Annotated in this window: 22 protein-coding genes and 1 riboswitch; of the genes, 7 read left to right on the plus strand and 15 right to left on the minus strand. The window is 70.7% G+C overall.

What is annotated here, in order from left to right; all coding sequences use genetic code 11:
* Positions 1-92 precede the first annotated feature (92 nt).
* Positions 93-1340 (plus strand): glycoside hydrolase family 18 protein, encoded by a 1248-nt coding sequence (locus tag CES90_RS14180; RefSeq protein ID WP_189785139.1) that lies wholly within the window; start codon positions 93-95, stop codon positions 1338-1340.
* 53 nt (positions 1341-1393) lie between these two features.
* Here CES90_RS14180 and CES90_RS14185 read toward each other — a convergent pair whose 3' ends face one another.
* The 3 genes from CES90_RS14185 to CES90_RS14195 form a co-directional block, all read right to left on the minus strand.
* The gene (locus CES90_RS14185) at positions 1394-2053 is read right to left on the minus strand and encodes a TetR/AcrR family transcriptional regulator (protein ID WP_189785140.1); all 660 of its coding nucleotides are present in this window, start codon (positions 2051-2053) and stop codon (positions 1394-1396) included.
* A gap of 104 nt (positions 2054-2157) precedes the next feature.
* On the minus strand, positions 2158-2304 hold the full coding sequence (locus CES90_RS14190) for an SCO1431 family membrane protein (protein ID WP_189785141.1): 147 nt from the start codon (positions 2302-2304) through the stop codon (positions 2158-2160).
* A 93-nt stretch (positions 2305-2397) separates the two neighbouring features.
* On the minus strand, positions 2398-3786 hold the full coding sequence (locus tag CES90_RS14195) for a peptidase C39 family protein (protein ID WP_189785142.1): 1389 nt from the start codon (positions 3784-3786) through the stop codon (positions 2398-2400).
* Positions 3787-3959: 173 nt separating this feature from the next.
* Between CES90_RS14195 and CES90_RS14200 the strand changes: the two genes are divergently transcribed.
* Positions 3960-4613, plus strand: coding sequence for a uridine kinase family protein (locus tag CES90_RS14200; RefSeq protein WP_189785143.1), 654 nt, complete (start codon positions 3960-3962; stop codon positions 4611-4613).
* 435 nt (positions 4614-5048) lie between these two features.
* On the plus strand, positions 5049-6917 hold the full coding sequence (locus CES90_RS14205) for an AAA family ATPase (RefSeq protein WP_189785144.1): 1869 nt from the start codon (positions 5049-5051) through the stop codon (positions 6915-6917).
* Positions 6918-7179: 262 nt separating this feature from the next.
* Here the strand turns inward: CES90_RS14205 and CES90_RS14210 are convergent, their stop codons facing one another.
* The 9 genes from CES90_RS14210 to CES90_RS14250 form a co-directional block, all read right to left on the minus strand.
* Positions 7180-8268 (minus strand): hemolysin family protein, encoded by a 1089-nt coding sequence (locus tag CES90_RS14210; protein ID WP_189785145.1) that lies wholly within the window; start codon positions 8266-8268, stop codon positions 7180-7182.
* Positions 8265-9608, minus strand: coding sequence for a hemolysin family protein (locus tag CES90_RS14215; RefSeq protein ID WP_189785146.1), 1344 nt, complete (start codon positions 9606-9608; stop codon positions 8265-8267). Before CES90_RS14215 ends, CES90_RS14210 begins: the two co-directional genes overlap by 4 nt.
* A 256-nt stretch (positions 9609-9864) precedes the next feature.
* Positions 9865-10323: a PH domain-containing protein gene (locus CES90_RS14220; RefSeq protein WP_189785147.1), complete on the minus strand. Its 459-nt coding sequence runs from the start codon at positions 10321-10323 to the stop codon at positions 9865-9867.
* A gap of 20 nt (positions 10324-10343) precedes the next feature.
* Entirely contained in the window at positions 10344-11201 is an 858-nt protein-coding gene (gene hisG, locus CES90_RS14225; RefSeq protein WP_149828004.1) for an ATP phosphoribosyltransferase, read from the minus strand.
* A 51-nt stretch (positions 11202-11252) separates the two neighbouring features.
* Positions 11253-11525 (minus strand): phosphoribosyl-ATP diphosphatase, encoded by a 273-nt coding sequence (locus tag CES90_RS14230; protein ID WP_189785148.1) that lies wholly within the window; start codon positions 11523-11525, stop codon positions 11253-11255.
* Between the two features lie 33 nt (positions 11526-11558).
* Positions 11559-12044 carry a 6,7-dimethyl-8-ribityllumazine synthase gene (gene ribH / locus CES90_RS14235; RefSeq protein WP_189785149.1) on the minus strand — a complete coding sequence of 162 codons (486 nt, stop codon included), beginning with the start codon at positions 12042-12044 and terminating at the stop codon, positions 11559-11561.
* 49 nt (positions 12045-12093) lie between these two features.
* Entirely contained in the window at positions 12094-13392 is a 1299-nt protein-coding gene (locus CES90_RS14240; RefSeq protein ID WP_189785150.1) for a bifunctional 3,4-dihydroxy-2-butanone-4-phosphate synthase/GTP cyclohydrolase II, read from the minus strand.
* Positions 13389-14021 carry a nicotinamide mononucleotide transporter family protein gene (locus CES90_RS14245; RefSeq protein WP_189785151.1) on the minus strand — a complete coding sequence of 211 codons (633 nt, stop codon included), beginning with the start codon at positions 14019-14021 and terminating at the stop codon, positions 13389-13391. The genes CES90_RS14240 and CES90_RS14245 overlap by 4 nt, the downstream gene beginning before the upstream one ends.
* The gene (locus CES90_RS14250; protein WP_189785152.1) at positions 14018-14638 is read right to left on the minus strand and encodes a riboflavin synthase; all 621 of its coding nucleotides are present in this window, start codon (positions 14636-14638) and stop codon (positions 14018-14020) included. Before CES90_RS14250 ends, CES90_RS14245 begins: the two co-directional genes overlap by 4 nt.
* Before the next feature lie 158 nt (positions 14639-14796).
* A riboswitch (FMN riboswitch) is annotated at positions 14797-14927 on the minus strand.
* A gap of 324 nt (positions 14928-15251) precedes the next feature.
* Here CES90_RS14250 and CES90_RS14255 point away from each other — a divergent pair.
* The gene (locus CES90_RS14255) at positions 15252-16013 is read left to right on the plus strand and encodes an SDR family oxidoreductase (RefSeq protein WP_189785153.1); all 762 of its coding nucleotides are present in this window, start codon (positions 15252-15254) and stop codon (positions 16011-16013) included.
* 48 nt (positions 16014-16061) lie between these two features.
* On the opposite strand, the gene CES90_RS14260 is transcribed toward CES90_RS14255, so the two are convergent.
* Positions 16062-17303, minus strand: coding sequence for an ROK family transcriptional regulator (locus tag CES90_RS14260; RefSeq protein WP_189785154.1), 1242 nt, complete (start codon positions 17301-17303; stop codon positions 16062-16064).
* 141 nt (positions 17304-17444) lie between these two features.
* Here CES90_RS14260 and CES90_RS14265 point away from each other — a divergent pair, with 141 nt between their 5' ends.
* Entirely contained in the window at positions 17445-18656 is a 1212-nt protein-coding gene (locus tag CES90_RS14265) for an MFS transporter (protein ID WP_189785155.1), read from the plus strand.
* Between the two features lie 13 nt (positions 18657-18669).
* Here the strand turns inward: CES90_RS14265 and CES90_RS14270 are convergent, their stop codons facing one another.
* Complete coding sequence (locus CES90_RS14270) at positions 18670-19803, minus strand: glycoside hydrolase family 6 protein (RefSeq protein ID WP_189785227.1); 1134 nt, start codon at positions 19801-19803, stop codon at positions 18670-18672.
* 219 nt (positions 19804-20022) lie between these two features.
* Here CES90_RS14270 and CES90_RS14275 point away from each other — a divergent pair, with 219 nt between their 5' ends.
* Together CES90_RS14275 and CES90_RS14280 are read left to right on the plus strand one after the other, a co-directional pair.
* Positions 20023-20706 carry a DUF5995 family protein gene (locus CES90_RS14275; RefSeq protein ID WP_189785156.1) on the plus strand — a complete coding sequence of 228 codons (684 nt, stop codon included), beginning with the start codon at positions 20023-20025 and terminating at the stop codon, positions 20704-20706.
* Positions 20707-20799: 93 nt separating this feature from the next.
* Complete coding sequence (locus CES90_RS14280; RefSeq protein ID WP_189785157.1) at positions 20800-21726, plus strand: TIGR03619 family F420-dependent LLM class oxidoreductase; 927 nt, start codon at positions 20800-20802, stop codon at positions 21724-21726.
* A 20-nt stretch (positions 21727-21746) separates the two neighbouring features.
* On the opposite strand, the gene CES90_RS14285 is transcribed toward CES90_RS14280, so the two are convergent.
* On the minus strand, positions 21747-23447 hold the full coding sequence (locus CES90_RS14285; RefSeq protein ID WP_189785158.1) for a flavin monoamine oxidase family protein: 1701 nt from the start codon (positions 23445-23447) through the stop codon (positions 21747-21749).
* Positions 23448-23476: the final 29 nt, after the last annotated feature.

The raw sequence follows: 23476 nt of genomic DNA on the forward strand, positions 1-23476 counted from the left end.
CTCCCCAACGCGGCGTCACCGCGTTCATGCCAATCAGCACAGCAGGTCCTGGCAGCACCTTCCCCGCCATGCTCCCCTCTCCCGGAGTCCCGATGCTCAGACCGCACAGCTCCAGCGTCCCCGTCAGAACGCTTGTCTCCGCCACCTGTTGCGCCGCCCTCGGCGCCGGGCTTCTCGCCGGAGCGGGCACCGCGACCGCCACGCCCGCGAAGCCGCGCCCCGCGACCCAGGCGGCCGGCGCGAGCGGCTCGAAGGTTGTCGGCTACTTCATCGACTGGGGCATCTACGGCCGCCAGTACTACGTCAAGAACATCGAGACGTCCGGCTCGGCGAAGAAGCTCACGCACATCAACTACGCCTTCGGCAACGTCGTCGACGGCAAGTGCACGATCGGCGACGCCTGGGCGGACACCGACAAGCCCTTCACCGCCGAGGAGTCCGTGGACGGCGTCGCCGACACCGCCGATCAGCCCCTGCACGGCAACTTCAACCAGCTGCGCAAGCTCAAGAAGCTGCACCCGAACCTCAAGATCGTCTGGTCGTTCGGCGGCTGGACCTGGTCCGGCGGATTCGGCGAGGCGGCGAAGGACCCGGAGGCCTTCGCGAACTCCTGCTACGACCTCGTCGAGAACTCGAAGTGGGCCGACGTCTTCGACGGCATCGACATCGACTGGGAGTATCCCAACGCCTGCGGCCTCACCTGTGACACCAGCGGGAGTGAGGCCTTCGAGGACCTGATGGCCGCGCTGCGCTCCCGATTCGGCCAGAACGAACTGGTCACCGCGGCGATCACCGCCGACGCAACGAACGGCGGCAAGATCGACGCGGCGGACTACGCGGGCGCCGCCCAGTACGTCGACTGGTACAACCCGATGACGTACGACTACTTCGGCGCCTGGGACGCGACCACCGCCCCGCACTCGCCACTGTTCCCGTACCCCGGCATCGCGAACAAGGCGTTCAACACCGCCGCGACCATCAAGAAGCTGAAGAGCCTCGGCATCCCGTCCTCGAAGCTGCTGCTCGGCATCGGCTTCTACGGACGCGGCTGGACCGGCGTCACACAGTCGGCGCCGGGTGGCACGGCGACCGGCCCGGCGGCAGGCACGTACGAGGCGGGCTACGAGGACTACAAGGTGCTCAAGACCATATGCCCGGCCAACGGGGTGGTCGGCGGGACCGCGTACGCCAAGTGCGGTGCCGACTGGTGGAGTTACGACACCCCGCAGACCATCGAGGGAAAGATGGCCTACAAGAACGCGCAGGGGCTCGGCGGCACCTTCTTCTGGGAGCTGAGCGGCGACACCGCGAACGGCGAGCTGATCAAGGCGATCGACTGACGTCCCGCGCAGGGAACTTGGGGCGGAGGCCGAGGCCGGCCTCCGCCCCCGGCTCAGCCGTCGCGGCGGGCGGGCCCCGGGGCGACGTAGGCCGGTTCGATCTCCTCGATGGCGCGCAGTGCGCCGCCCAGCATCTTGACCAGCAGTTCGCGCAGGGTGTCGCGGGACAGGTCGGGGCGGTCGATCCAGTCGAGGGTGGCGCCCTCCACCGCACACACCCAGCCGAAGAGGCCCATGCGGACCACCGGCGTGATGTCGCTGCTGCCGTACGCACCTTCGGCGATGGTGGCGACGATCGCCTCGCGGACGCCGTCCCGGATGGCGTGCACCTGGGTGTCGAAGCCGACGCCGCCGCTGACGATCGTGCGGTACGCGGCCTGATTGTCCTCGGCGTAGCGGAGATAGCAGTCCATGGTGCGGTGCACCCGCTCCACGGACGGCAGTTGGAGGCCGCTCGAGGCAGCCGTGATCAGGTCGGCCACCGAGTCCTCGACGATCGCGAGGTAGTAGCCGCGCTTGGACTTGAAGTAGTAGTAGATCAGCCCCTTGGCCACGTGTGCCTGCCGCGCGATGTCGTCCATCGACAATGTGTCGTACGAGGTGTCGGCGAACAGCTTCCGCCCGATGGAGATGAGTTCGGCGCGGCGCGCTAGGGAGCGGTCGGTGCCGCGTGCCCGCGGTGGCTCGACCTCACGCTGTTGACTACTATTCAATTTCGGTCCTGGTCTCCAACTGCCCGGCGGGACATCCGCAGTATGGCAGACCTCGCCACCAGCCTGTTCGACTCTGATCGACGGAATCGGCGGGCGGAATCAGGTCACAGCAGACCCAACTGGGTCACGAGCATCGCGAGGACCGCGACAAGGGTCCAGCCCGTGACGTGTTCGACGATCTTCGGGCCGTCGTCCTTGGGGCCGCCGGTTCGGGCACGGACGCGGGCGGCGGTGGCGGAGGTCGCGGTCATGTCAGCTCGCTGGTGTGGTCGGTGTGCGGCGGAATCCCCCCACCATTCCGTCCACCTTGCCACCGGCCTGGGCAGTCGCGGCCGAGAGGTTGGTCACACACGCACTCCCACCGCCGCGAGGGCGGTGCGCTGGCGGGGCGTGGGGCGGGCCGGGAAATACAGGTAGCAGACGCCGCCGGTGCCGGAGACGACCTTGCCGGAGGCGTTGTACCGCTTGGTCCGCAGCCAGATGTTCTCCCACTCGCGCCGCCGGTAGACCCGGCGCACCGCCTCGTTCGACGGCGAGTTCGGGTCGTTGGCGATGACGTCGCCGTCGGCGGTGAAGCCGATCACCGTCATCAGATGGCCGGCCGTACCGTAGCCCGCCCCCGTCAGCTCCTCGGCGAGGAACGACTGGGAGGTGATCACCGGGATGCCCGCCGCGATCAGCGTCTCCAGGTCGGTGAGCGAGCCCAGCCGGGTCACCACGCCCTGGAGGTCCCGGTACGTGGCGGCGTACGCGGCGTTGAAGGGCCAGTTGCCGCAGCCCTCGTACTGGTAGTCGTAGGTGAACCGGGCGGCGTGGCACACCTGCGGGTCGGCGTAGTCCGGGTTGACCCAGGCCAGGTCCTCGGCGGTGGCCCGGCGCCCCCAGTACTCGATGATCATCTGCGAGGAGGTGGGGCTGCACCAGGCCTCACCGCCGTTGTCGTACTCCGGGTACTGGCCCTTGTGGGTCTCCTGCGAATAGCGCGGGACGCTCAGCTCCCGCGCGAGCCCGGGGGTGGAGGCCGGGACGGTGAAACGGTCGGGGATGTCGGAGCCCATGGCGCCGAGTCGCCACACCTTGGGAGTGACGCCGGTACGCGGTGTGCGGTGGAGGGTCAGGCGCAGCCGGTACGAGACGAGGCGCAGGCCCGTGGCCGGGTCGTCGATCGCGAGGGTGTCGGTCCAGACGCTGCTCTTGCCGTCCTTCTGGCCGTCGACGGACGTCCGCCGGATGTCCTGGTCGCCGGCCGCCCACAGGCCCAGCACGTACCAGGGCGTGTCCGTGCCGTCGGAGTATGTACCCTTCAGCTCGATCTGGACCCAGGTGCCGTCGGGGGTGTGCGCGTTCCAGGACGCGATGACCTCGGTGGCGGGGACCGAGAGCCGGTGGACCGGAGAGGTCCAGGTCGCGTACTCCCAGGTGGCCGTCCGGCCGGTGTGCGGGTCGGTGTAGTCGGTGGTGCCGACCGGCGTAGCGATCACCAGCCCCGGCCGCTCCCCCGCCGTCGCCCGGGTGCCCTTCGCGCCGCCGGCGCGCCAGTCGGTGTACGAGGTCCAGGCGCGGTGATCCACGAGGCGTTCCGGTGCTTTCGCGGGACCGGCGGCGGCTTCGACCGGGCCGCTCGGGGTGTCGGCGGCGGCCTGGCTCACGGCTCCTGCGGCCGCCGTGGCGGTGACGGTGGCGACGGCTGCGGCGAGGACGGTCCTGCGGGACGGCTCGGAAAGTCTCGACATGTGCGGGTGACCCCCAGTGGTCCGGAAGGAACAGTTCAAACGCACGGCTGTTCGCCAACTATGGACGCCGGAAGCGGACTTCTGCCAGCACCTCGGGCCTCGCCACGCCCGCCAATATTGGTCCACACCACTGGCATGCCCCGATACGGCGCACCCCGGTGTTCAATTCGTCTGTGCACGCCTCACCCACCCCCGAAGATCCCGCCGTCAGTGCCCTCGCCGACCGGTTGCGGCTGCTGCCGCCCTCCTGCGGGCCGGTCCGGCTGGTCGGGGTCGACGGGCACGCGGGCTCCGGGAAGAGCACCTTCGCCGAGCGGCTGGCCGACGCGCTCGAGGGCGCCCCCGTGCTGCACCTCGACGACATCGCCACGCACGAGGAACTGTTCGCGTGGACCGGACGGCTGCTGAGCCAGGTGATCGAGCCGCTGCGGCACGGCGAGACCGCGCGCTATGCCCCGTACGACTGGCGCGAGCGCGCCTTCGGTCCCGTGCGCGCCCTGCCGCCCGCGCCCGTGATCATCGTCGAGGGGGTCGGCGCGGGCCGCCGCGCGTTGCGTCCGCATCTGGCACGGCTGGTGTGGATGGAGTTGCCGGACGAGGAGGCCTGGGCGCGCGGGCGCTCACGGGACGGGGCGGAGCAGAGCGAGTTCTGGGCCGGTTGGGTCCGGGCGGAACAGCGGCACTTCACCGAGGACCCCTCACGACCGTTCGCCGATGTGCTGATTCGGCCGGGACTCACGGGGTACGAGGTGCTCACGGGGCCGGTGACGACACCCGAATCCGGGCTGCACCTCACTCAGGGTGACGACCCATCCGCAATGTGCTGAACTTGTGAAGGATCTTGTCCGGCAAGTTTCCCGAGTGCTTCAACTCGGCTTGACCTCGGGGCCTTACAGGACTTACGTTCTCAATGTGCGGCCATTCCGAGCCGCCCAGATACGCGAAGCCCCCGGTTGTTCCCCCGTGATCGGGGGCTTCGTTCTGCCTTCTGGCGCCTTTTCGGCCCGACCCGGTGCACGATTCCTTCACCCTCGGTCACCGTGCGCTATGCGCCCCGTCTGCTCCCACCTCGTAATTCGAGCACTGCGGCACCCTTCGATGGGCGACCGACCCGCGGGTACGATGCCCTCGGTGCGACATTCGGACGGTTGCGGAAAACGCACCGGCGCAACTCCCGTCCGCGGCACAGCGGTTCGACGAAGGCTGCCGTCGGGCACCGGCCCGTTCGGTTTCCAACGGGGGCACGGTTTGTGGGGGACGTGATGGACTTCGGCTCGCGGGGCCCCGAGGCCCCGGCCGACCTCGCCTGGCTGCGAGGCGTGGACGCCTACACCATGGGCGCGTATCCGCAGGCAGAGGAGGAGTTCCGCGCCGCGGTGCGGATGGATCCAGGGATGGCCGACGGCTGGCTCGGGCTGCACGCGCTGCGGGTGGACACGACGACCGCGCTGCTCCGGATGTTCCGGCACCGGGAGCGCTTCGGGGAGCAGCGCGGCCGCCATGGGCGCCCCCTCAACTCCTGGTACTGGCTGGGCTGGTGGGTCCAGCCGGTGCTCGAAAGCCCGCGCGACCTGCTCCTCGCGCACGCCTCGCACTGGCTGGACGGCCGCCATGTCCCCGAGCTGGACCGCGCGCTCGCGGGGCTACCGCCGGTCGACACCGACCACCACGTCCGCTTCCTGCACGCCTGCCGCGCGTACCTCGTCAAGGACTGGGAGCAGCTCGTCCGGCACACCGATCCGCTGCTCGACGACCCGCTGCTGGGCATAGAGGCCGGCCTGTTCGGGGGAATGGCCCGGGTCCGCCTGGAGACGTACGGCCAGGCCGAGCCGCTGTTGTCCGCCGCGCTGATGCGCTGTCGCAGCGAGCAGCCACAGCGCAAGGAGCTGCGGTACTGGCTGGCCCGCGCCCACGAGGGCACGGGACGCAGCGCCGCCGCGCTGCCGCTCTACCGTGCCGTGCACCGGGTCGACCCCGCCTTCATGGACACCTCCGCGCGGCTCGCGGCCATCGCCGAGGGGGACGGGTACGACGACCCGGCCGACTTCGCGGCGATCGCGCTCGGCGGGTCCGGGCAGGACATGCTCGACGGGGCCGACGGGCTGGATCCGCTCTTCGACCCCGAGGGGCGGGACCTGAAGCTCTCCGATCCCGGACTGCCACCGCCGGGCGGGCTGCCGCCCGAGGCCGGCGACACATTCGTCCGGGAGAAGTCCGTGGCGCCGGTGGATCCGCTGCCGCCCGGGCCGACCGATCCCGAGCTGCTGGAGGAGGCGCTCGCGGAGCTGGAGCGGATGGTCGGGCTCGAGCCGGTGAAACGGCAGGTCAAGGCGTTGTCCGCGCAGCTGAACATGGCGCGGTTGCGGGCGGGGCAGGGGTTACCCGTCCAGCCGCCCAAGCGGCACTTCGTCTTCTCCGGCCCGTCCGGGACGGGGAAGACGACGGTGGCCCGAATACTGGGCCGGGTGTTCTACGCGCTCGGGTTGCTGGGCGGCGATCATCTCGTCGAGGCCCAGCGGGCGGACCTGGTGGGCGAGTATCTCGGCCAGACCGCCGTGAAGGCCAACGAGTTGATCGACTCGGCGATCGGTGGCGTGCTGTTCGTGGACGAGGCGTACTCGCTGTCCAACTCCGGGTACGGGAAGGGCGACGCGTACGGCGACGAAGCGCTGCAGGTGTTGCTGAAGCGTGCCGAGGACAACCGGGACCACCTTGTCGTGATCCTCGCCGGGTATCCGGAGGGCATGGACCGGCTGCTGGCCGCGAATCCCGGCCTGTCGTCCCGCTTCACGACGCGCGTCGACTTCCCTTCCTATCGGCCTCTGGAGCTCACCTCCATCGGGGAGGTGCTCGCCGCCGAGAACGGGGACGTGTGGGACGAGGAGGCCCTCGACGAGCTGCGCTCCATCTCCGGGCATGTCGTCGACCAGGGATGGATCGACGAACTCGGCAACGGGCGGTTCCTGCGGACGCTGTACGAGAAGAGCTGCGCGTATCGGGATCTGCGGCTGTCAGGGTATCCGAGCATTCCGACGCGTGACGATTTGTCGACTCTTCGACTGCCGGATCTGATGCAGGCGTACGGGGAGGTCCTGTCGGGGCGAGGGCCGCAGGACCCTTCGGCGATCTGAGCGCGGGCGGCTCCTCCAGGGGGGTCTTCGCCCCCGCCGCCCCTACCCGTCCCATCCCCAGGGGCGGCTGCCCCTTCGACCCCGCACGCCTGAGAGCTCGGGCGTTGCGGGATCGTGGGCGGCTGCGGGTTGTGTGTGGTTGCTCGCGCAGTTCCCCGGCGCCCCTTAAAAGCCGGGGGTTGCCCCAGCGGGTCGAAGGGGCGCAGCCCCTGGGGGATGGGACGCGGGGGCGAGGAAAGGCCCCGGCCGCCCCCGGGGTCGGTCAGCCGGCCAGCGCCTCCTTCGGGGTTTCGCTGCCCCGCGGCTCCGTCAGGCGGACCGGTGGAGTCTCGCGGTGGGCCGGGTCTCGGACCTCGCCGACCAGGAGTTCCAGGACGTCCTCCAGGGCGACCAGACCCAGCACCTTGCCGGAGGCGTCGGCGACCTGGGCGAGGTGGGTGGCGGCGCGGCGCATGACCGTGAGGGCGTCGTCGAGAGGAAGCTCCGCCCTGAGGGTGGTCATGGGGCGCCATATCTGTTGGGGGACCGCACGGTCGGAGTCCTCCAGGTCGAGGACGTCCTTGACGTGGAGGTAGCGGCCCATGAAGGCGCCGGTCTCCGCCACCACCGGGAAGCGGGAGTAACCCGTGCGGGCCGTCAGCGCCACCACCTGGGCCGGGGTCACCGAGGGCCCCACCGTCACCAGGGAGTCGCGCTTCAGCAGGACGTCCGTCACCGGGCGCGAGCCCAGTTCGAGGGCGTCCTCCAAGCGTTCCTGTTCCTCGGGGTCGAGGAGCCCGGCCTGTCCGGAGTCCTCGACCAGCCGGCCCAGTTGGACACTGGTGAAGACGGCCTCCACCTCGTCCTTGGGCTCGACACGGAAGAGCTTCAGCACGACGCGGGCGCAGGCGCCGAGGCCGATCGTGACCGGCTTGCAGAGCCTCGCGAAAGCCACCAGTGCGGGGCTCAGCCAGAGCGCCGTCTTCTCCGGCGCGGCCATCGCCAGGTTCTTCGGCAGCATCTCGCCGATGACGAGGTGGAGGAACACGACCACGGCCAGCGCGATCACATAGCCCAGGGGGTGGATCATGCCATGCGGCAGATGGATGGCCTCGAACACCGGCTCCAGCAGCTTCGCCACCGTCGGCTCGGCCACCGCGCCGAGCGTCAGCGAGCAGACGGTGATGCCGAACTGGGCCGCCGCCATCATCTGGGGCAGATTCTCCAGACCGTAGAGGACCTGTCTGGCCCGGGCCGTCCCCAAGGGTTCGATCTGGCTGCGGCGGACGGAGACCAGGGCGAACTCGGCGCCGACGAAGAAGCCGTTGGCGAGCACGAGGAGCAGGGCGAACAGGAGTTGGAGCACGCTCATCGGGCCGCCTCCACCACGGCGAGGGAATCCGTGGCGGGAGCCGTCCGTACGAGTCGTACGCGCTCTGCCCGATAGTGCCCGACCTGCCGCACCGCCAGCCGCCAGCCGGGCAGCTCGGCCCGGTCGCCGGGGGCGGGGATACGGCCGAGCAGGTCGGCGACAAGGCCCGCGACCGTCTCGTACGGGCCCTCCGGGACGTCGAGGCCTATGCGCTGGAGCACATCGACGCGGCAGCTGCCGTCGACGTCCCAGGCGGGGCAGCCGTCCTCGGGCGGGGCGGCGGCGAGCTCGGGCAGGTCGTGCCCGTCGTGCTCGTCGCGCACCTCGCCGACCAGTTCCTCGACGATGTCCTCCAGGGTGACGACGCCCGCCGTACCGCCGTATTCGTCGACGACGACCGCGATGGGCTGTTCGCTGCGCAGCCGGGCCAGGAGCGGCTGCACGGGCAGCGTCTCCGGCACCAGCAGCGGGGCCTTGGCGATATGGCCGAGCGGGGTGTGCAGCCGGTCCTGGGAGGGGATCGCGAGGGCGTCCTTGAGGTGGACCATGCCGACGATCTCGTCGATGCGCTCCCGGTAGACGGGGAAGCGGGACAGGCCCGTGGCGCGGGTCAGGTTGACCACATCCTCGGCGGTGGCCGACGACTGCAGGGCGCTGACCTTCACTCGGGGCGTCATCACGTTCTCCGCGGTCAGCTCTCCCAGGGAGAGGGTGCGGACGAAGAGGTCGGCCGTGTCCTGTTCCAGGGCGCCGGCCTGGGCCGAGTGGCGGGCCAGGGAGACCAGTTCGCCGGGGGTGCGGGCGGAGGCCAGCTCGTCGGTGGGCTCGACGCCGAAGGCGCGGACCAGGCGGTTGGCGACCGCGTTGAGGCCGGCGATCACCGGGCGGAACAGGCGGGAGAAGACGTGCTGGGGGCCCGCGACGAAGCGGGCGACCTGCATCGGCTTCGACACCGCCCAGTTCTTGGGCACCAGTTCGCCGATCACCATCTGTACGGCGGAGGCCAGCAGCATGCCGACGACCACGGAGACACCGGACACAGCGCCTTCGGGTATGCCGAGGGCGGTGAAGGGGCCGTGGAGTATCTCCGCGAGCGCCGGTTCGGCGAGCATGCCGACGACGAGGGAGGTGATGGTGATGCCGAGCTGGGTGCCGGAGAGCTGGAAGGACAGCTCCTTGAGCGCGCCCACCACCTTGTGGGCCCGTCGGTCGCCCTCGGCCGCGGCCTTCTCGGCCTCCGGCCGCTCGACCGTCACCAGGCCGAACTCGGCCGCCACGAAGAAGCCGTTGGCGAGAATCAGGAGGAACGCCGCGGCGAGGAGCAGAAGGGGGATGGTCATGCCGCCGCCTCGGTATCTCGGGAGGGGGCGGCGCAGGTACTACAGGACGATCCGTCCATCGCTGGAAGGAGTCACTCCTCGAATAGCAGGGGGCCTCTGAAGTACCGCGTGGCACAACAGCGGCGGAGGCGCGACGAAAGCACCTCCGCCAACAGATTAATCAAGACATGGGCCGATGCGGCAGGGGCGACGGCCCTGAGACAGCCCCGAGTCGGCCCTGATCTTGCTCGGGGACACCCCCCGACGCCGTACGGAGTCAGCCCTGACGCTGCTCCGGCTCGGCCACCGAACGGGACTCGACCAGCATACGGAGGGTATGGGCGTCCTCGATCGCGCGCTGCTTGGCGATGCCCGGCTGGATGCCGAGCGCCGGCAGGCTGGTTCCGTCGGTGAGGTCGAGGAAGACCCACGGGTCACCGGCACGCAGGTTCACCTGGACGATCTCCGCCCAGTCCAAGTGCCGCTTGCCGGCGATGTTGACGACGGTGACCCCGGACTCGTCGGCGACCACCTTGGGCCGGGACAGCAGGCCCAGCACGCCGGCGAGCATGGCCGCGGTGAACACGAAGCTGAGCCGCTCCCCCGGGCCGAGCGTCGGCAGCAGCAGCGCGACCGCCGTGATGACCACGAAGATCGCGCCGGCGGCGGTCAGCAGCACGGCCCGGGTACGGCCCGGCCGAAAAGTGACGGGCAGGGCAGGCAGCTCGTCCGACATGGCGTACGACTCCCCGGTGCTCAGAGGCGGCAGGCGTGGATGGCCGTGGTCAGGATGGCACGGGCGCCGATGTCATACAGGTCGTCCATGATCCGCTGGGCCTCCTTGGCCGGGACCATGGCGCGCACGGCGACCCAGCCCTCGTTGTGCAGCGGCGAGACGGTCGGGGACTCCAGGCCCGGGGTGAGCGCGACGGCCTTCTCCAGCTGCTCGACGCGGCAGTCGTAGTCCATCATCACGTACGTGCGGGCCACGAGGACGCCCTGGAGGCGGCGCAGGAACTGCTGCACCTTGGGCTCGTTCTCCGAGGTGGTGTCCGCGTCGACCCGGCGGATCACGACGGCCTCGGACTTCATGATGGGCTCGCCGATGACCTCCAGGCCCGCGTTGCGCAGCGAGGTACCGGTCTCGACGACATCGGCGATGACTTCCGCGACGCCCAGCTCGATGGCGGTCTCGACGGCGCCGTCGAGGTGGACGACGGAGGCGTCGATGCCGTTGTCGGCGAGGTGCTTGGCGACGATGCCCTCGTAGGAGGTGGCGACCGTCATGCCGTTCAGGTCCTCGACGCCGTTCGCCGTGCCGGGCTTGGTGGCGTAGCGGAAGGTGGAGCGAGCAAAGCCGAGCGGCAGGATCTCCTCGGCGTTGGCGCCGGAGTCGATAAGGAGGTCGCGGCCGGTGATGCCGATGTCCAGGCGGCCGGAGGAGACGTAGATCGCGATGTCGCGGGGGCGGAGGTAGAAGAACTCCACCTCGTTCTCGGGGTCGACGATCCGCAGCTCCTTGGACTCCCGGCGCTGCTGGTAGCCGGCCTCATGCAGCATCTCCCCCGCAGGGCCGGACAGGGAACCCTTGTTGGGGACGGCGATGCGCAGCATGAGGCGGCTTCCTTCGTTCGTATGTGCGGGTTGTGGGTGCGGGGGTACGGCTCAGAGGTGGGCGTACACGTCGTCCAGGGAGATGCCGCGGGCGACCATCATCACCTGGACGTGGTACAGCAGCTGCGAGATCTCCTCGGCGGCCGCTTCCTTGCCCTCGTACTCGGCGGCCATCCAGACCTCGGCGGCCTCTTCGACGACCTTCTTGCCGATGGCATGGACGCCCTTCTCGACCAGCTCCGCGGTACGGGAAGTGGCGGGGTCGCCGTGGGCGGCCTTCTGCTGGAGCTCGGTGAAGAGCTCCTCGAACGTCTTCTTGGACATGGTGTGCTCAGGCTAGACCAAATACTGGGTTCGTCAGCGCCAGGGTTCAGATACTGAGCGCAGGGTGGCCGCCGTCGCCACGGCTGCCGTCACCGCCTCGTGCCCCTTGTCCTCGTTGGAGCCCTCGATGCCCGCGCGGTCCAGGGCCTGCTCCTCGGTGTCGCAGGTCAGCACGCCGAAGCCGATCGGGACTCCGGTGTCGACGGAGACCTGGGTGAGGCCCTGCGTGACGCCCTGGCACACGTACTCGAAGTGGGGGGTGCCGCCGCGGATGACGACGCCGAGGGCGACGATCGCGTCGTAGCCGCGGCCCGCGAGGACCTTGGCGACAACGGGGAGCTCCCAGCTGCCGGGGACCCGGAGCAGGGTGGGCTCGTCGATACCGAGGTCGCGCAGGGCACGCAGGGCGCCCTCGACGAGGCCGTCCATCACCTTCTCGTGCCACTGGGCCGCGATGACCGCGACGCGCAGGTCGCCGACGTTGCTGACGGACAGTTCGGGTGCGCCCTTGCCGCTCACGTTGCTCCTTGGTTCCTGAATCTCGTACGAGCTGGTCTTGCTGTCGTTGCTACTGATTACCGCAGGTGGACGCCGTGGTCGCGTCCAGCCAGGGCAGGTCGTGTCCCATCCGGTCCCGCTTGGTGCGCAGATAGCGGAGGTTGTGCTCGCCCGCGCGGACGGGCATCGGCTCGCGGTCGTTGACGTTAAGGCCGTGCTGGACGAGGGCGTCGGTCTTCTCGGGGTTGTTCGTCATGAGCCGGAGGCTGCGGACGCCGAGGTCCTTGAGGATCTGCGCGCCGGCGCCGTAGTCCCGGGCGTCGGCGGGCAGGCCCAGCTCCAGGTTGGCGTCGAGGGTGTCGCGGCCGAGCTCCTGGAGTTCGTACGCGCGCAGCTTGGACAGCAGTCCGATGCCGCGGCCCTCGTGGCCGCGCAGATAGACGACGACGCCCCGGCCCTCGGCGGCGATGCGTTCCAGGGAGGTCTCCAGCTGGGGGCCGCAGTCGCAGCGCAGGGAGTGGAAGATGTCGCCGGTGAGGCATTCGGAGTGGACGCGGACGAGGACGTCCTCGCCGTCGCCGAGCTCGCCGTGGACGAGGGCGACGTGCTCGACGCCGTCGACGGTGGAGCGGTAGCCATAGGCCGTGAAGTCACCGAAGGTGGTGGGCAGTTGGGTCTTCGCCTCGCGCTTGACGGTGGGCTCGGAGGAGCGGCGGTAGGCGATCAGGTCCTCGATGGAGATGATCGTCAGGCCGTGCTTGCGGGCGAAGGGGATCAGCTCGGGCAGGCGCAGCATGCGGCCGTCCTCGCCGGCGATCTCGACGATCGCGCCGGCCGGGCGCAGGCCCGCGAGGCGGGCGAGGTCGACGGCGGCCTCGGTGTGGCCGTTGCGCGCGAGGACGCCGCCGGGTCGGGCGCGCAGCGGGAAGATGTGGCCGGGGCGGACGAAGTCGTCCGCCTGAGCCGTGCCGCTCGCCAGCAGTTGGAGGGTGGTGGCGCGGTCGGAGGCGGAGATGCCGGTGGTGACGCCGTGCTGGGGCGCGGCGTCGACGGTGACGGTGAACGCGGTGCGCATCGACTCGGTGTTCTGCTGCACCATCTGGGGCAGTTCGAGCCGGTCCAGCTCGTCGCCCTCCATGGGGGCGCAGATCATGCCCCGGCACTCGCTCATCATGAAGGCGACGATCTCGGGGGTGGCCTTCTCGGCGGCGACGACGAGGTCGCCCTCGTTCTCGCGGTCCTCGTCGTCGACGACCACGACCGGGCGGCCGGCCGCGATGTCGGCGATGGCCTGCTCGATGGGGTCGAGCCCGAAGTTCGCCGTGTCTTCGGCGCAGTCGGTGCTGTAAAGGATCGACGCCGTGGTCATGCCGGGGCTCCTTCCAGGGCGGGCTTGCGCGAGCGCAGCCACCAGTCGCGCATGCCCCACAGGACGAGCGCGCCGTAGATGATGTAGACGAAACCGGAGAAGGCGTAGCCGTTGGCGAAGTTGAGCGGGACGCCCACGAGGTCGACCAGCAGCCAGGCGAACCAGAACTCGACCATGCCGCGCGCCTGGGCGTACATGGCGACGATGGTGCCGGTGAAGATGTACGCGTCCGGCCAGGGGTCCCAGGACAGGGTGGGGTACGCGGTGAAGAGGCCGCCGACGGCGAGGGTGCCGAGTACGGCACCGGCGATGAGGTAGCCGCGTTCGCGCCAGGTGGCGAAGCGCGGGGCGATGGCGCCGTCCGCCGTCTGCCCCTTGGTGCGGTTCCACTGCCACCAGCCGTACGCGGCGACGGCCATGACGATGACCTGCTTGCCCGCGCTGCCGGTCAGGTGCCCGACGAAGGCGCCGAAGAGGATGAGTCCGGAGAGGAACTGCACCGGCCAGTTCCACAGGGACCGTAGGGCGCCGAGGGCGAGGGCGATCAGGCCGAGGATGTTTCCGATCATGTCCGACCAGAGGATCTGCTGGCCGAACGCCGTGAAAGCGACGGAGTTCAGCGAGTTCACTTCGCCGCCCCCGGAGCGCCGGCCGCACCCTGGGTGCCCAGCAGCCGCTCGACGTACTTGGCGATGACGTCGACCTCGAGGTTGACCGGGTCGCCGGGCTGCTTGCGGCCGAGCGTGGTCAGGTAGAGGGTGGTGGGGATGAGGCTGACGGTGAAGTAGTCGGGGCCGGCGTCGACGACGGTGAGGCTGATGCCGTCGACGGTGATGGAGCCCTTCTCGACGACGTACCGGGTCAGGTCCGCGGGGAGCGAGACCTTGACGATCTCCCAGTTCTCGGACGGCTTGCGCTCGATGACCCGGCCCGTGCCGTCGACGTGGCCCTGCACGATGTGGCCGCCGAGGCGCTCACCGACGGCCATGGGGCGTTCGAGGTTGACGCAGGAGCCGACGGTCAGGGCGCCGAGGCTGGAGCGCTCGAGGGTCTCGGCCATGACGTCGGCGGTGAACCAGTCGTCCTCGTGCTCGACGACCGTGAGACAGACGCCGTTGACGGCGATGGAGTCGCCGTGGCGCGCGCCCTGCGTGACGACCGGGCCACGCAGACAGAAGCGGGAGGAGTCGCCGAGGTTCTCGACGGCGGTGACCTCACCAAGCTCTTCGATGATTCCGGTGAACACTTCCCGGGTCCTCCTGCCTCGTTGGGCACGGACTCCGGGGCTGTCGAAGACGACAGACATGAGCGGACGACGGCACAGAGAGCGTCGCCGTGTGCTGCGGACCCACCCCTGACGAGGTGGACCGAAAACAGACGGCGGCGCGCATGAATGCCCGCCCGCCGCGCACTGCCTCCCATCCGGACTTTAACCGTCGGTCCAGGAATTTCACCTGGTCAACCGGCCGCTGGAAGCGACCGGGTCGCGGACTGTAACCGCCGGTTCGGACTTTCACCGACCCCGGAGTGCGCTGCTTCTGGTACATGGCCAGTGTGCCACGCCTGATCGACGCCCATGCGGGTGAAGGCTGTGGGGTGGCTCACAGGCGGTGTCGCTGGACTTCCGCGGCAGGCGCAGCCGGGGCTCGATGGGGGCTGACCCTGAGTCAACTTCCGCCCCACCGGCCTCATTCGAACCGGCCCCGACCCATTGACCGGCTTGGTCTAGTCCTTTTAAAGTCTGCCGTCACGGTACCCGCCCTGAACGGCCCGGCGGCGGTGACGACGGCCCTTGCCCCGTCGCCGGGTCCCGCGTCGGTCGCCGAGTGCCGGCGGCGGGTCTCTGCGACGCTGGAGACATGACAACGATCCTGGTGACCGGAGGAACCGGTGTCCTCGGGCGGCCTCTCACCGAGCGGCTGCGGGCGGACGGGCACGAGGTACGGGTGCTCAGTCGGCACGCGCAGCCGTACGCCGTCGATCTCGTCGCGGGCGGGAGCGGGCTGGACGCGGCCGTGGCGGGGGTGGACACGATCGTGCACTGCGCGACCTCGCCGCGCGGAGGCGACGAGCAGGCGGCGGCGAACCTGATCGCGGCGGCGCGGCGGGCCGGGGTGGGGCACCTCGTCTACATCTCGATCGTCGGCGTGGACCGGGTGCCGTTCGGTTACTACCGGACCAAGCTGGCCGTCGAGCGGCTGGTCGAGGAGTCGGGGCTGGGCTGGACCGTCCTGCGCGCGACCCAGTTCCACGACCTCCTCGTGATGCTCTTCCAGATCCTGTCCAAGCCACCGGTCATGCTTGTACCGGCCGGCGTGAGCGACCAGCCCGTCGCCGTCGCCGAGGTCGCCGACCGTCTGGCCGACCTGGCCGTGGGCGCCCCCGCCGGCCGCGTCGACGACATGGGCGGCCCCGAGGTCCTCACCTTCCCTGAGCTGGCCCGCGCCTACCTGAGGGCCACGGGCCGACGCCGACCGCTGGTGAACGTGCCGCTGTTCGGCAAGGCCTACCGGGGGTTCCGGGCCGGAGGCCATCTCACGCCGGAGCGGGCCGTGGGGAAGGCGACGTTCGGGGAGCACTTGGCGGCGCGGTTCGGGGCCGCTGGGTCGCCGCGAAGGTGATGGCAGGCACGGCTTGTGTGCCGTTGGGACGACGCCCACCCGCACGCGCTACCGCGTGGGCGGTGCGAACAACTCGTCCTGAGCCGCCTCCCGGGCCATGAGGAGCGCGCCACGCAGCACGGCGCTCCCCCCGAGTGCGCTCGGCCGGACCTCCGTCGGCAGCGGCGACAGGACCGTCAGCCGTGCCTCCACGCGGGCGGCGAGTACGTCCCCACCGGCCTGCCCGAGCTCACCACCGAGGACTACGCACCCGGGGTCGAGGACAGCCACGACCGAGGCGGCGCCCATGGCGAGCCGATCGGCGAGGACGTCCAGGAAGCGGGTGTCACGCTCCGCCGAGGCGCCCGATCCGCTCCGACCGTCCGCCGCAGCCCCGGCCACGTCGCCCCTCACCAAACCCGTCACAGCCGCCCGCACCAATGTCGCCGCATGCGACTCGTGTCCCATGGCCTCGGCCTCGACCCCGTGAGCCGTCGCCAGCGCGGCGACCGCTGCCGCGCCCGCGAGGGAGTGGAAGCCGCCCTCGCAGCCGGTCGCGGAGGGGAGGGTGGTGGTGCCCGGGACCGGGAGGAAGCCGATCTCGCCGGTGCCGCCGGAGGCGCCGCGGCGGAGGGTGCCGTCGAGGACGACGGCGGCGCCGATGCCGAGGCCGAGCCAGAGGAGGACGAAGGTGTCGCGGTCGTGAGCGGCGCCGTCGCGCTGTTCGGCGAGAGCGGCGAGGTTGGTCTCGTTCTCGACCAGGACGCGAGCCTGGAGGCGTTCGCCGAGGGCCGAGGCCAGCCGGCGGTGCCATTCGGGCAGGCCGATGGAGTTACGGAGTTCGCCGGTGGCCGGGTCGATCAGGCCGGGGGCGCCGATCGCCACCGTGTGCAGCCGGTCGGCGCCGACCTCCTTCGCGGCGCGCTCCACCAGCGTGACCGCCTGCTCCACCGCGGGTCCCGTACCGGCGTCGTCCGCGATCGGGACGGACGCCCGCGCCAGCTCCGTGCCGAGCAGGTCGGCGACGACGACCGTGACGCCCTCGGTGCGCACATCGAGGGCGGCCAGGTGGGCGCGGTCGGCGACGATGCCGTACAACCTGGCGTTGGGGCCGCGCCGCTGCTCCCCGGACTCCCCCACGACCGCGATCAGCCCGGCGGCGGTCAGGCGCTCCACGAGGTCCGCGACCGTGGGCCGGGACAGACCGGTGAGCTGCTTCAACTGCCCTGCCGTCAACGGCCCTTCCTCCTGCAGCAGCCGCAGGGCGAGCCGGTCGTTGATGGCCCGGGCAGTGCTGGGTGATGCGGGCATGCCGGGATCCTCCCAGATCGGCGGGGGCGTACGGCCGTCGGCCCGCGCCCTCCCCTGGCGTCTATCTATCAGGCAGGGTTCCTGATAGTTTACGTCGGCGCGAGTGCCCAGGGGCACCACGACATCGAGGGAGAGCCGAGCATGAGTGCGGTGGTCCACGAGCAACGCCACGTGAGGCGCGCCCGGTACGCCGTGGCCGCCGTGTTCGCCGTGCACGGCGCCGTCACCGGCTCGTTCGCGACCCGTGTGCCGTGGATCCAGGACCATGCGGGAGTCGGCGCGGGCCAGTTGGGGCTCGCGCTCGCCTTCCCGGCGATCGGCGCGTCCGTGGCGATGCCGCTCGCGGGCCGGATCAGCCACCGGTTCGGGGCCCGTACGGCGCTGCGCGGGCTGATCTCCCTGTGGACGCTCGCCCTTGTCCTGCCCTCCCTCGCGCCGAACCTGTGGACGCTGTGCCTCGCCCTCTTCGTGTACGGCGCGACCTCGGGCATGGCGGACGTCGCCATGAACGCGCTCGGCGTCGAGGTCGAGACCCGCCTCGGGAAGTCGATCATGTCGGGGCTGCACGGCATGTGGAGCGTGGGCGCCCTGATCGGCTCGGCGGCCGGCACGCTCGCCGCCCATCTGGGCTCGGACGCCCGGCTGCACCACGCGCTGGCGGCGGCCGCGCTCACCGTCCTGGGTCTGGTCGCCTGCCAGTGGGTGCTGGACCTGAGGCCCACCGAGGACGAGGAGCCGCCGCCCCGGTTCGCGCTGCCGCCGAGGTCGGCGCTGCTGATCGGCGCGATCGGGTTCTGCGCGGTGTTCGCGGAGGGGGCCGCCCTGGACTGGTCGGCGGTCTATCTGCGGGACCAGTTGGAGACCTCGGCGGGGCTCGCGGCCGCGTGCACCACCGGTTTCATGCTGACCATGGCACTGGCCCGGCTCGTGGGCGACGCGGTGGTCAACCGTTTCGGTGCGGTCCGAACCGTACGGGCGGGCGGTGTCCTCGCCGCGCTCGGCGGTCTGCTGATCGTCGTCGCGAACCACCCGGTGATGGCGATGGGCGGCTTCGCGCTGATGGGCCTGGGCATCGCCGTGGTCGTACCGCTCTGCTTCGCCGCCGCCGGTCGCAGCGGGCCGAACCCCAGCCTGGCCATCGCGGGCGTCGCGACCATCACGTACACCTCGGGCCTGATCGCGCCGAGCGCGATCGGCGGGCTGGCCCAGATGACGAGCCTGGTGGTGTCGTTCGGCCTGGTGACCGTGCTGGCGTGCGGGCTCGCCGTCTTCGCGGGCGTGCTGCGCACCGCTGAGCGGGAGCGCCCCGAGGTCGGCCGACCGGAGGCGGCGGTTCCCGACCCGAGGCCCTGACCGGCATGCCTCCTCAGCCCCGCGCCAGCTCGTACGCGTACTCCGGTGAGAACGCCCCCGCCCTCCCCCGGCAGCCGTCGGACTCGCCCGGCAGTTTCACCCACAGATAGGCGTCGATGCGGGCCTCGCCGGTGCCGAGGGTCGGCGGCTGTCCGAGGCTGCGGCCGGAGGGGTCGCACCATGCGCCGTCGGTGGGGGCTCCGTTGCCGTTGCGGCTGGTGTCGATGACGGCGCCGAGGCTCGCGGGGCCGCCGAGGGCGGCCAGCACATGGCGGGTGTAGGCGACCTCGGCGTCCGTGCGGTTGAAGTTCGACACGTTGCTGAAGACGCCGTCGGAGGCGTCGGGCGAGGCGGCGCCCGCCTGGCGGAGCAGTGCGGCCTGCTTGTCCGGCGCGTTCCATCCGGAGTGCCCGGCGTCGTAGTAGACCCGGGCGCCGGGGTTGGCCGCCTTCAGGACGCGACCGGCGCGGGCGAGGGACGCGAAGCGGTCGGCCCGCGCGCCGGCGGAGAGACAGTCCGACTGGGCGATCGCGTCCGGCTCCAGGATCACGATGACCTCGTCCGAGCCGAGCCCGGCGGCGAAGGCATCGATCCAGGCGTCGTACGCGTCCAGGCTCGACGCCCCGCCCTGCGAGGCCCCGCCGCAGTCGCGGTCGGGGATCGCGTACGCCACGAGGACCGGCACCCGGCCCTGCGCGGCCCCACCGGAGGCGACCGCCGCGACCTGGGACGTGACGGTGGCCGGGTCGGGGTCCGTGAACCAGATGGCGGCCGGGTGGTCGGCGATGCCGGACTCGATGACGGCGCTGCGCGGGTCACCGGGGTTGTCACGGACCCAGTCGAGGACCTGGGAGTCGGGGTGACGGTAGAGCTCACCGGGTTCGGTCAGGGGCTCCGTCCGCTGTTCGGTCCGCTCCGCCGAGGGCTGCACGCCGGCCTTCCTCGAGGGTTCGGGCGACTTCGAGGGCGTGAGCGAGCTCCGCGACGGGGACGGGGTCGCCGGGGTCGGGTCGGCCGGCTCGGATGGGAGGCTCGGTGAGCGGCTCGTCAGGGGGCGGGCCTCGTCGGAGCCTGTGTCGCCGTTCATCGCGGTCACCACTCCGGTGACGGTGCCGACGACGGTCACGACCGCCGCGGCCACGACCATGGCGCGGCGCCTCGCCGTCCGCCTGCGCTCGGCTCGGCGTGCGGCCAGACGCTGGGCACGTAAGCCTGACACGTGGTGCTCCCCCCTGCTCCCGGACTGAGGCTTCCCCTGCCTCACGACACTTCCCGGTACTCCCCGTCGCGCCCCCGTTACCCCGTTCCGGGGACGCGCCGGGCACGGCGGCACCGGTGTCAGCCTAGGGCTGGGACCCTGCCCCCTATGGCGCAGTTGGAACATTTCACCAATTCCGTGGACTCAGTGGACACAGTCGTCTCCCGTATGCGCGCCCTTGACGCCGCCCTGCCCGAGCGGGACGGGCTCGCGGTCTTCAACCGCGTCTACCTCACCGTCACGGAGGCCATCGACCGACGTCTGGACGCGGGCCTGTTCCCGGACGCCGAGGCCGCGATCGTGCTCGACGTGCGCTTCGCCGAGCGGTATCTGAGGGTCGCGGAGGGCGGGTGCCCGCCCGCGTGCTGGCGCCCGCTGCTGCAGTTCCGGCGCCATCCGGGGGTACGGCCGCTGCAGTTCGCCCTGGCGGGCATCAATGCGCATATCGGGCACGATCTCGCGCTGGCCGTCGTGGACACCTGTCGTACGCTCGGCTGCGAACCCGTCGATCTGGAGGACGAGTTCGATCATGTGGGCGATGTCCTCGTCTCGCTGGAGGAGCGCATCCGCGAGGAGTTGATGCCGGGCCCCGATCTGCTCCAGATCGCCGATCCGCTCACCCATCTGCTCGGCTCATGGAGCCTTGAACGGGCCCGTGAGGCGAGCTGGTCGGCCGCCCGGGCACTGTGGGCGCTGCGTGGACTCCCCGAACTCGCCGAGGAGTTCGGCGACCGGCTGGACGCGGCCGTGGGTCTGGCGGGACGGATGCTGCTGACGCCACTGCCGAGCTGAGGCGGTACCGCCCAGACGCGTGTGCCGCGCGTAGAACTCCCTTGTGAAGGTTATACGTTCAGCTTGAGAAGATCCTTCGTAGAGGAGCACGGCATGGCGTTACGACTCGGGCTCGCCCTTCCCCAGATGCGGCAGTACGACATCGGAAAGGACGTGCCCGACGTGGCGCGGACGGCCGAATCCATCGGCTACGACAGTCTGTGGGTCTTCGAACGGGCCCTGTTTCCCGAACGGCCCTCGCAGGGCCTGTACGGCCTGGAGGGCCTGCCCTGGCCGGACCAGTACCGGCATGTGGCCGAGCCGCTGGTCACCCTCACCCTGGCCGCGGCGGCCACCCGGCGGGCACGGCTGGGCACGAGCCTCATCGCCCCGCTGCACGTGCCCTTCCAGCTCGCCAAGTCCCTCGCCTCGCTGGACGCGGCGAGCGGCGGCCGGGTGGTCGCGGGCCTCGGTACCGGCTGGTCGTACGACGAGTACGCGGCGGCGGCCGTCCGCCCCTTCGAGGAGCGCGGCCAGGTGCTGGAGGAGCTGATCGAGGTCTGCCGGGCCGTCTGGGGCCCCGATCCGGTGTCGTACGACGGCAGGCTCACGAAGATCGCCTCCGCCGTGGTCGGCCCCAAGCCCGCCCGGCCGATACCCATACTGCTCCCCGCCGGCACCAGACGAGCGCAGCGCAGACTCGTCGACCACGCCGACGGCTGGCTGCCGGTCGGCCTGGGTGTCGAGGAACTGGCCACCCAGTGGCGCCAGTTGCGCGACCTGGCCGCCGAGCGCCGCCGTATCCGACCGCTCCGCTCGGTGCTGCGCATCAACGTGGCGTACCAGACCAAGGCCTACGAGGGCACCGACCGCCAGCCGTTCCAGGGCAACGCCGACCAACTCGCCGAGGACCTGGCGGCGCACGCCGAGATCGGCCTCGACGAGATCTTCCTCGACCTCCAGGGCGACCTGCGCGACGCCGAGGAACTCAAGGACGTGGCCGCGGAGGTGTACGAGTCGGCACGCGCGGCCGGGGTCTGACCGCGGAGCTCAGCCGCCGTTCAGTCCTCCGGGAGTTCGATGGGCGCGATCGCGTCGTAGACGTCGCCGGGGCCGGGGTTGGTCGCGTCGGTCGCTCCGCCGAAGTGGTGCATGACGCCCCAGACCGCGTTGAGGGCGGTCTGGACGGCGCCCTCGGCCCAGCCGGCCGTCCAGGAGATGTCGTCGCCGGCGAGGAAGATGCCCCGCTTGTCCTCGGGCAGCCGGTCCTGCATGAAGTGGGTGAACAGGCGCCGCTGGTAGCGGTAGTGGCCGGGAAGGTTGGCCTTGAACGCGCCCATGAAGTAGGGCTCGTTCTCCCAGGACACGGTCACCGGGTTGCCGATGATGTGCCCCCGGATGTCGACCTTGGGGTAGATCTCGCCGAGTGACTTCAGCATGACCTCCATCCGCTCGTTCGAGGACAGCGGCAGCCACTTCAGACTGTCGTCGCACCAGGTGTAGGAGAGGCAGATGACGGCGGGCCTGTCCGGTCCGTCGTCGAGGAGATAAGTCCCGCGCGTCATACGGTCGGTGAGCGTCATCGACATGACGTCCCGGCCGGTCCGCTCGTCCTTGTCGAGCCAGAAGGGCCGGTCGACGGGCACGAAGAGCTTGCTGGACTCCATGTAGTGAGTGCGCTCGATGGCGGTCCAGTGGTCGATCGGGAAGAGCGAGTCGTCGCAGGCGATCTTCGACAGCAGCATCCAGGACTGGGCGGTGAAGACGGCCGCCGCGTACGTACGGATGTCGCCGTTCGCGTCGGTCACGGTGATCCGGTTGCCCGCGGTGCGGTGCAGCCGGGTCACCGCCGGGCGGGGCTCGCCGTTCTCGTGCAGCTTCGCGAGCGAGGTCCCGTGCGCCCAGTGGACGATCTTCTCCGGCTCGCGCTCCCAGAGCCGGAGCGGGAGCTGCTGGCTGCCGCCGACGATGCCGCGGTGGTGGTCGTCGGCCTCGGTGTAGACGACCCGCAGGATCTCCAGGATGGAGTTCGGGAAGTCGGTGTCCCAGCCGCCCGTGCCGAAGCCGACCTGACCGAAGATCTCGCGGTGGCGGAAGGACCTGAAGGCCTCGGAGTCGCAGAGGAAGCCGTAGAAGGTCTGGTTGTCGAGTTTCTCGACGAGCCTCGACCAGATCTCGCGGATGCGCGGGACGTCACGCTCGCGCATGGCCCGGTTCATGTCGGAGAAGTCGGCGCCCTCTTCGAGGCAGGCGTTCCAGGCGGCGGCGACGTCACGGTAGACCTGCGGCAGATCCGCGATCGTCTCGGCGTAGTGCGACTCGCCCTTGAGGTCGACGACGGTCGAGGGCGTCGCCTCCGACAGGGGGTTGGGGAAGGGCCGGGTCTCCAAGCCCACCAGGTCGATGTAGTGCTGGAGCGCCGTGGAGGACGGCGGGAAGCGCATCGCGCCCATCTCGGCGGTGAGGCCCTCGGTGTCGGGGCCCTCGAAGCCCACTGTCCGCAGCCGCCCGCCGATCCGGCCGGCCTCGTACACGACCGGCTTGAGCCCCATCTTCATCAGTTCGTACGCCGCCACGATGCCGGAGAGTCCGCCGCCGACGACCGCGACCTCGGTGCCGTGCTCGGTCGCCGGTATCTGGCCGAGGCCCGCCGGGTGGGCGAGGAAATCGTCGTACGCGTACGGGAAGTCCGGGCCGAACATGGTGATCGGCGGCTGCTGCTCGTCTGCGTGCTCGATGGCGTTGGGCACGGTGGACGTCATGGGGTACGGACTCCTTGCACGAAAGCTAA

Origin of the sequence: Streptomyces capitiformicae (assembly GCF_002214185.1) — a bacterium.
GTDB lineage: Bacteria > Actinomycetota > Actinomycetes > Streptomycetales > Streptomycetaceae > Streptomyces > Streptomyces capitiformicae.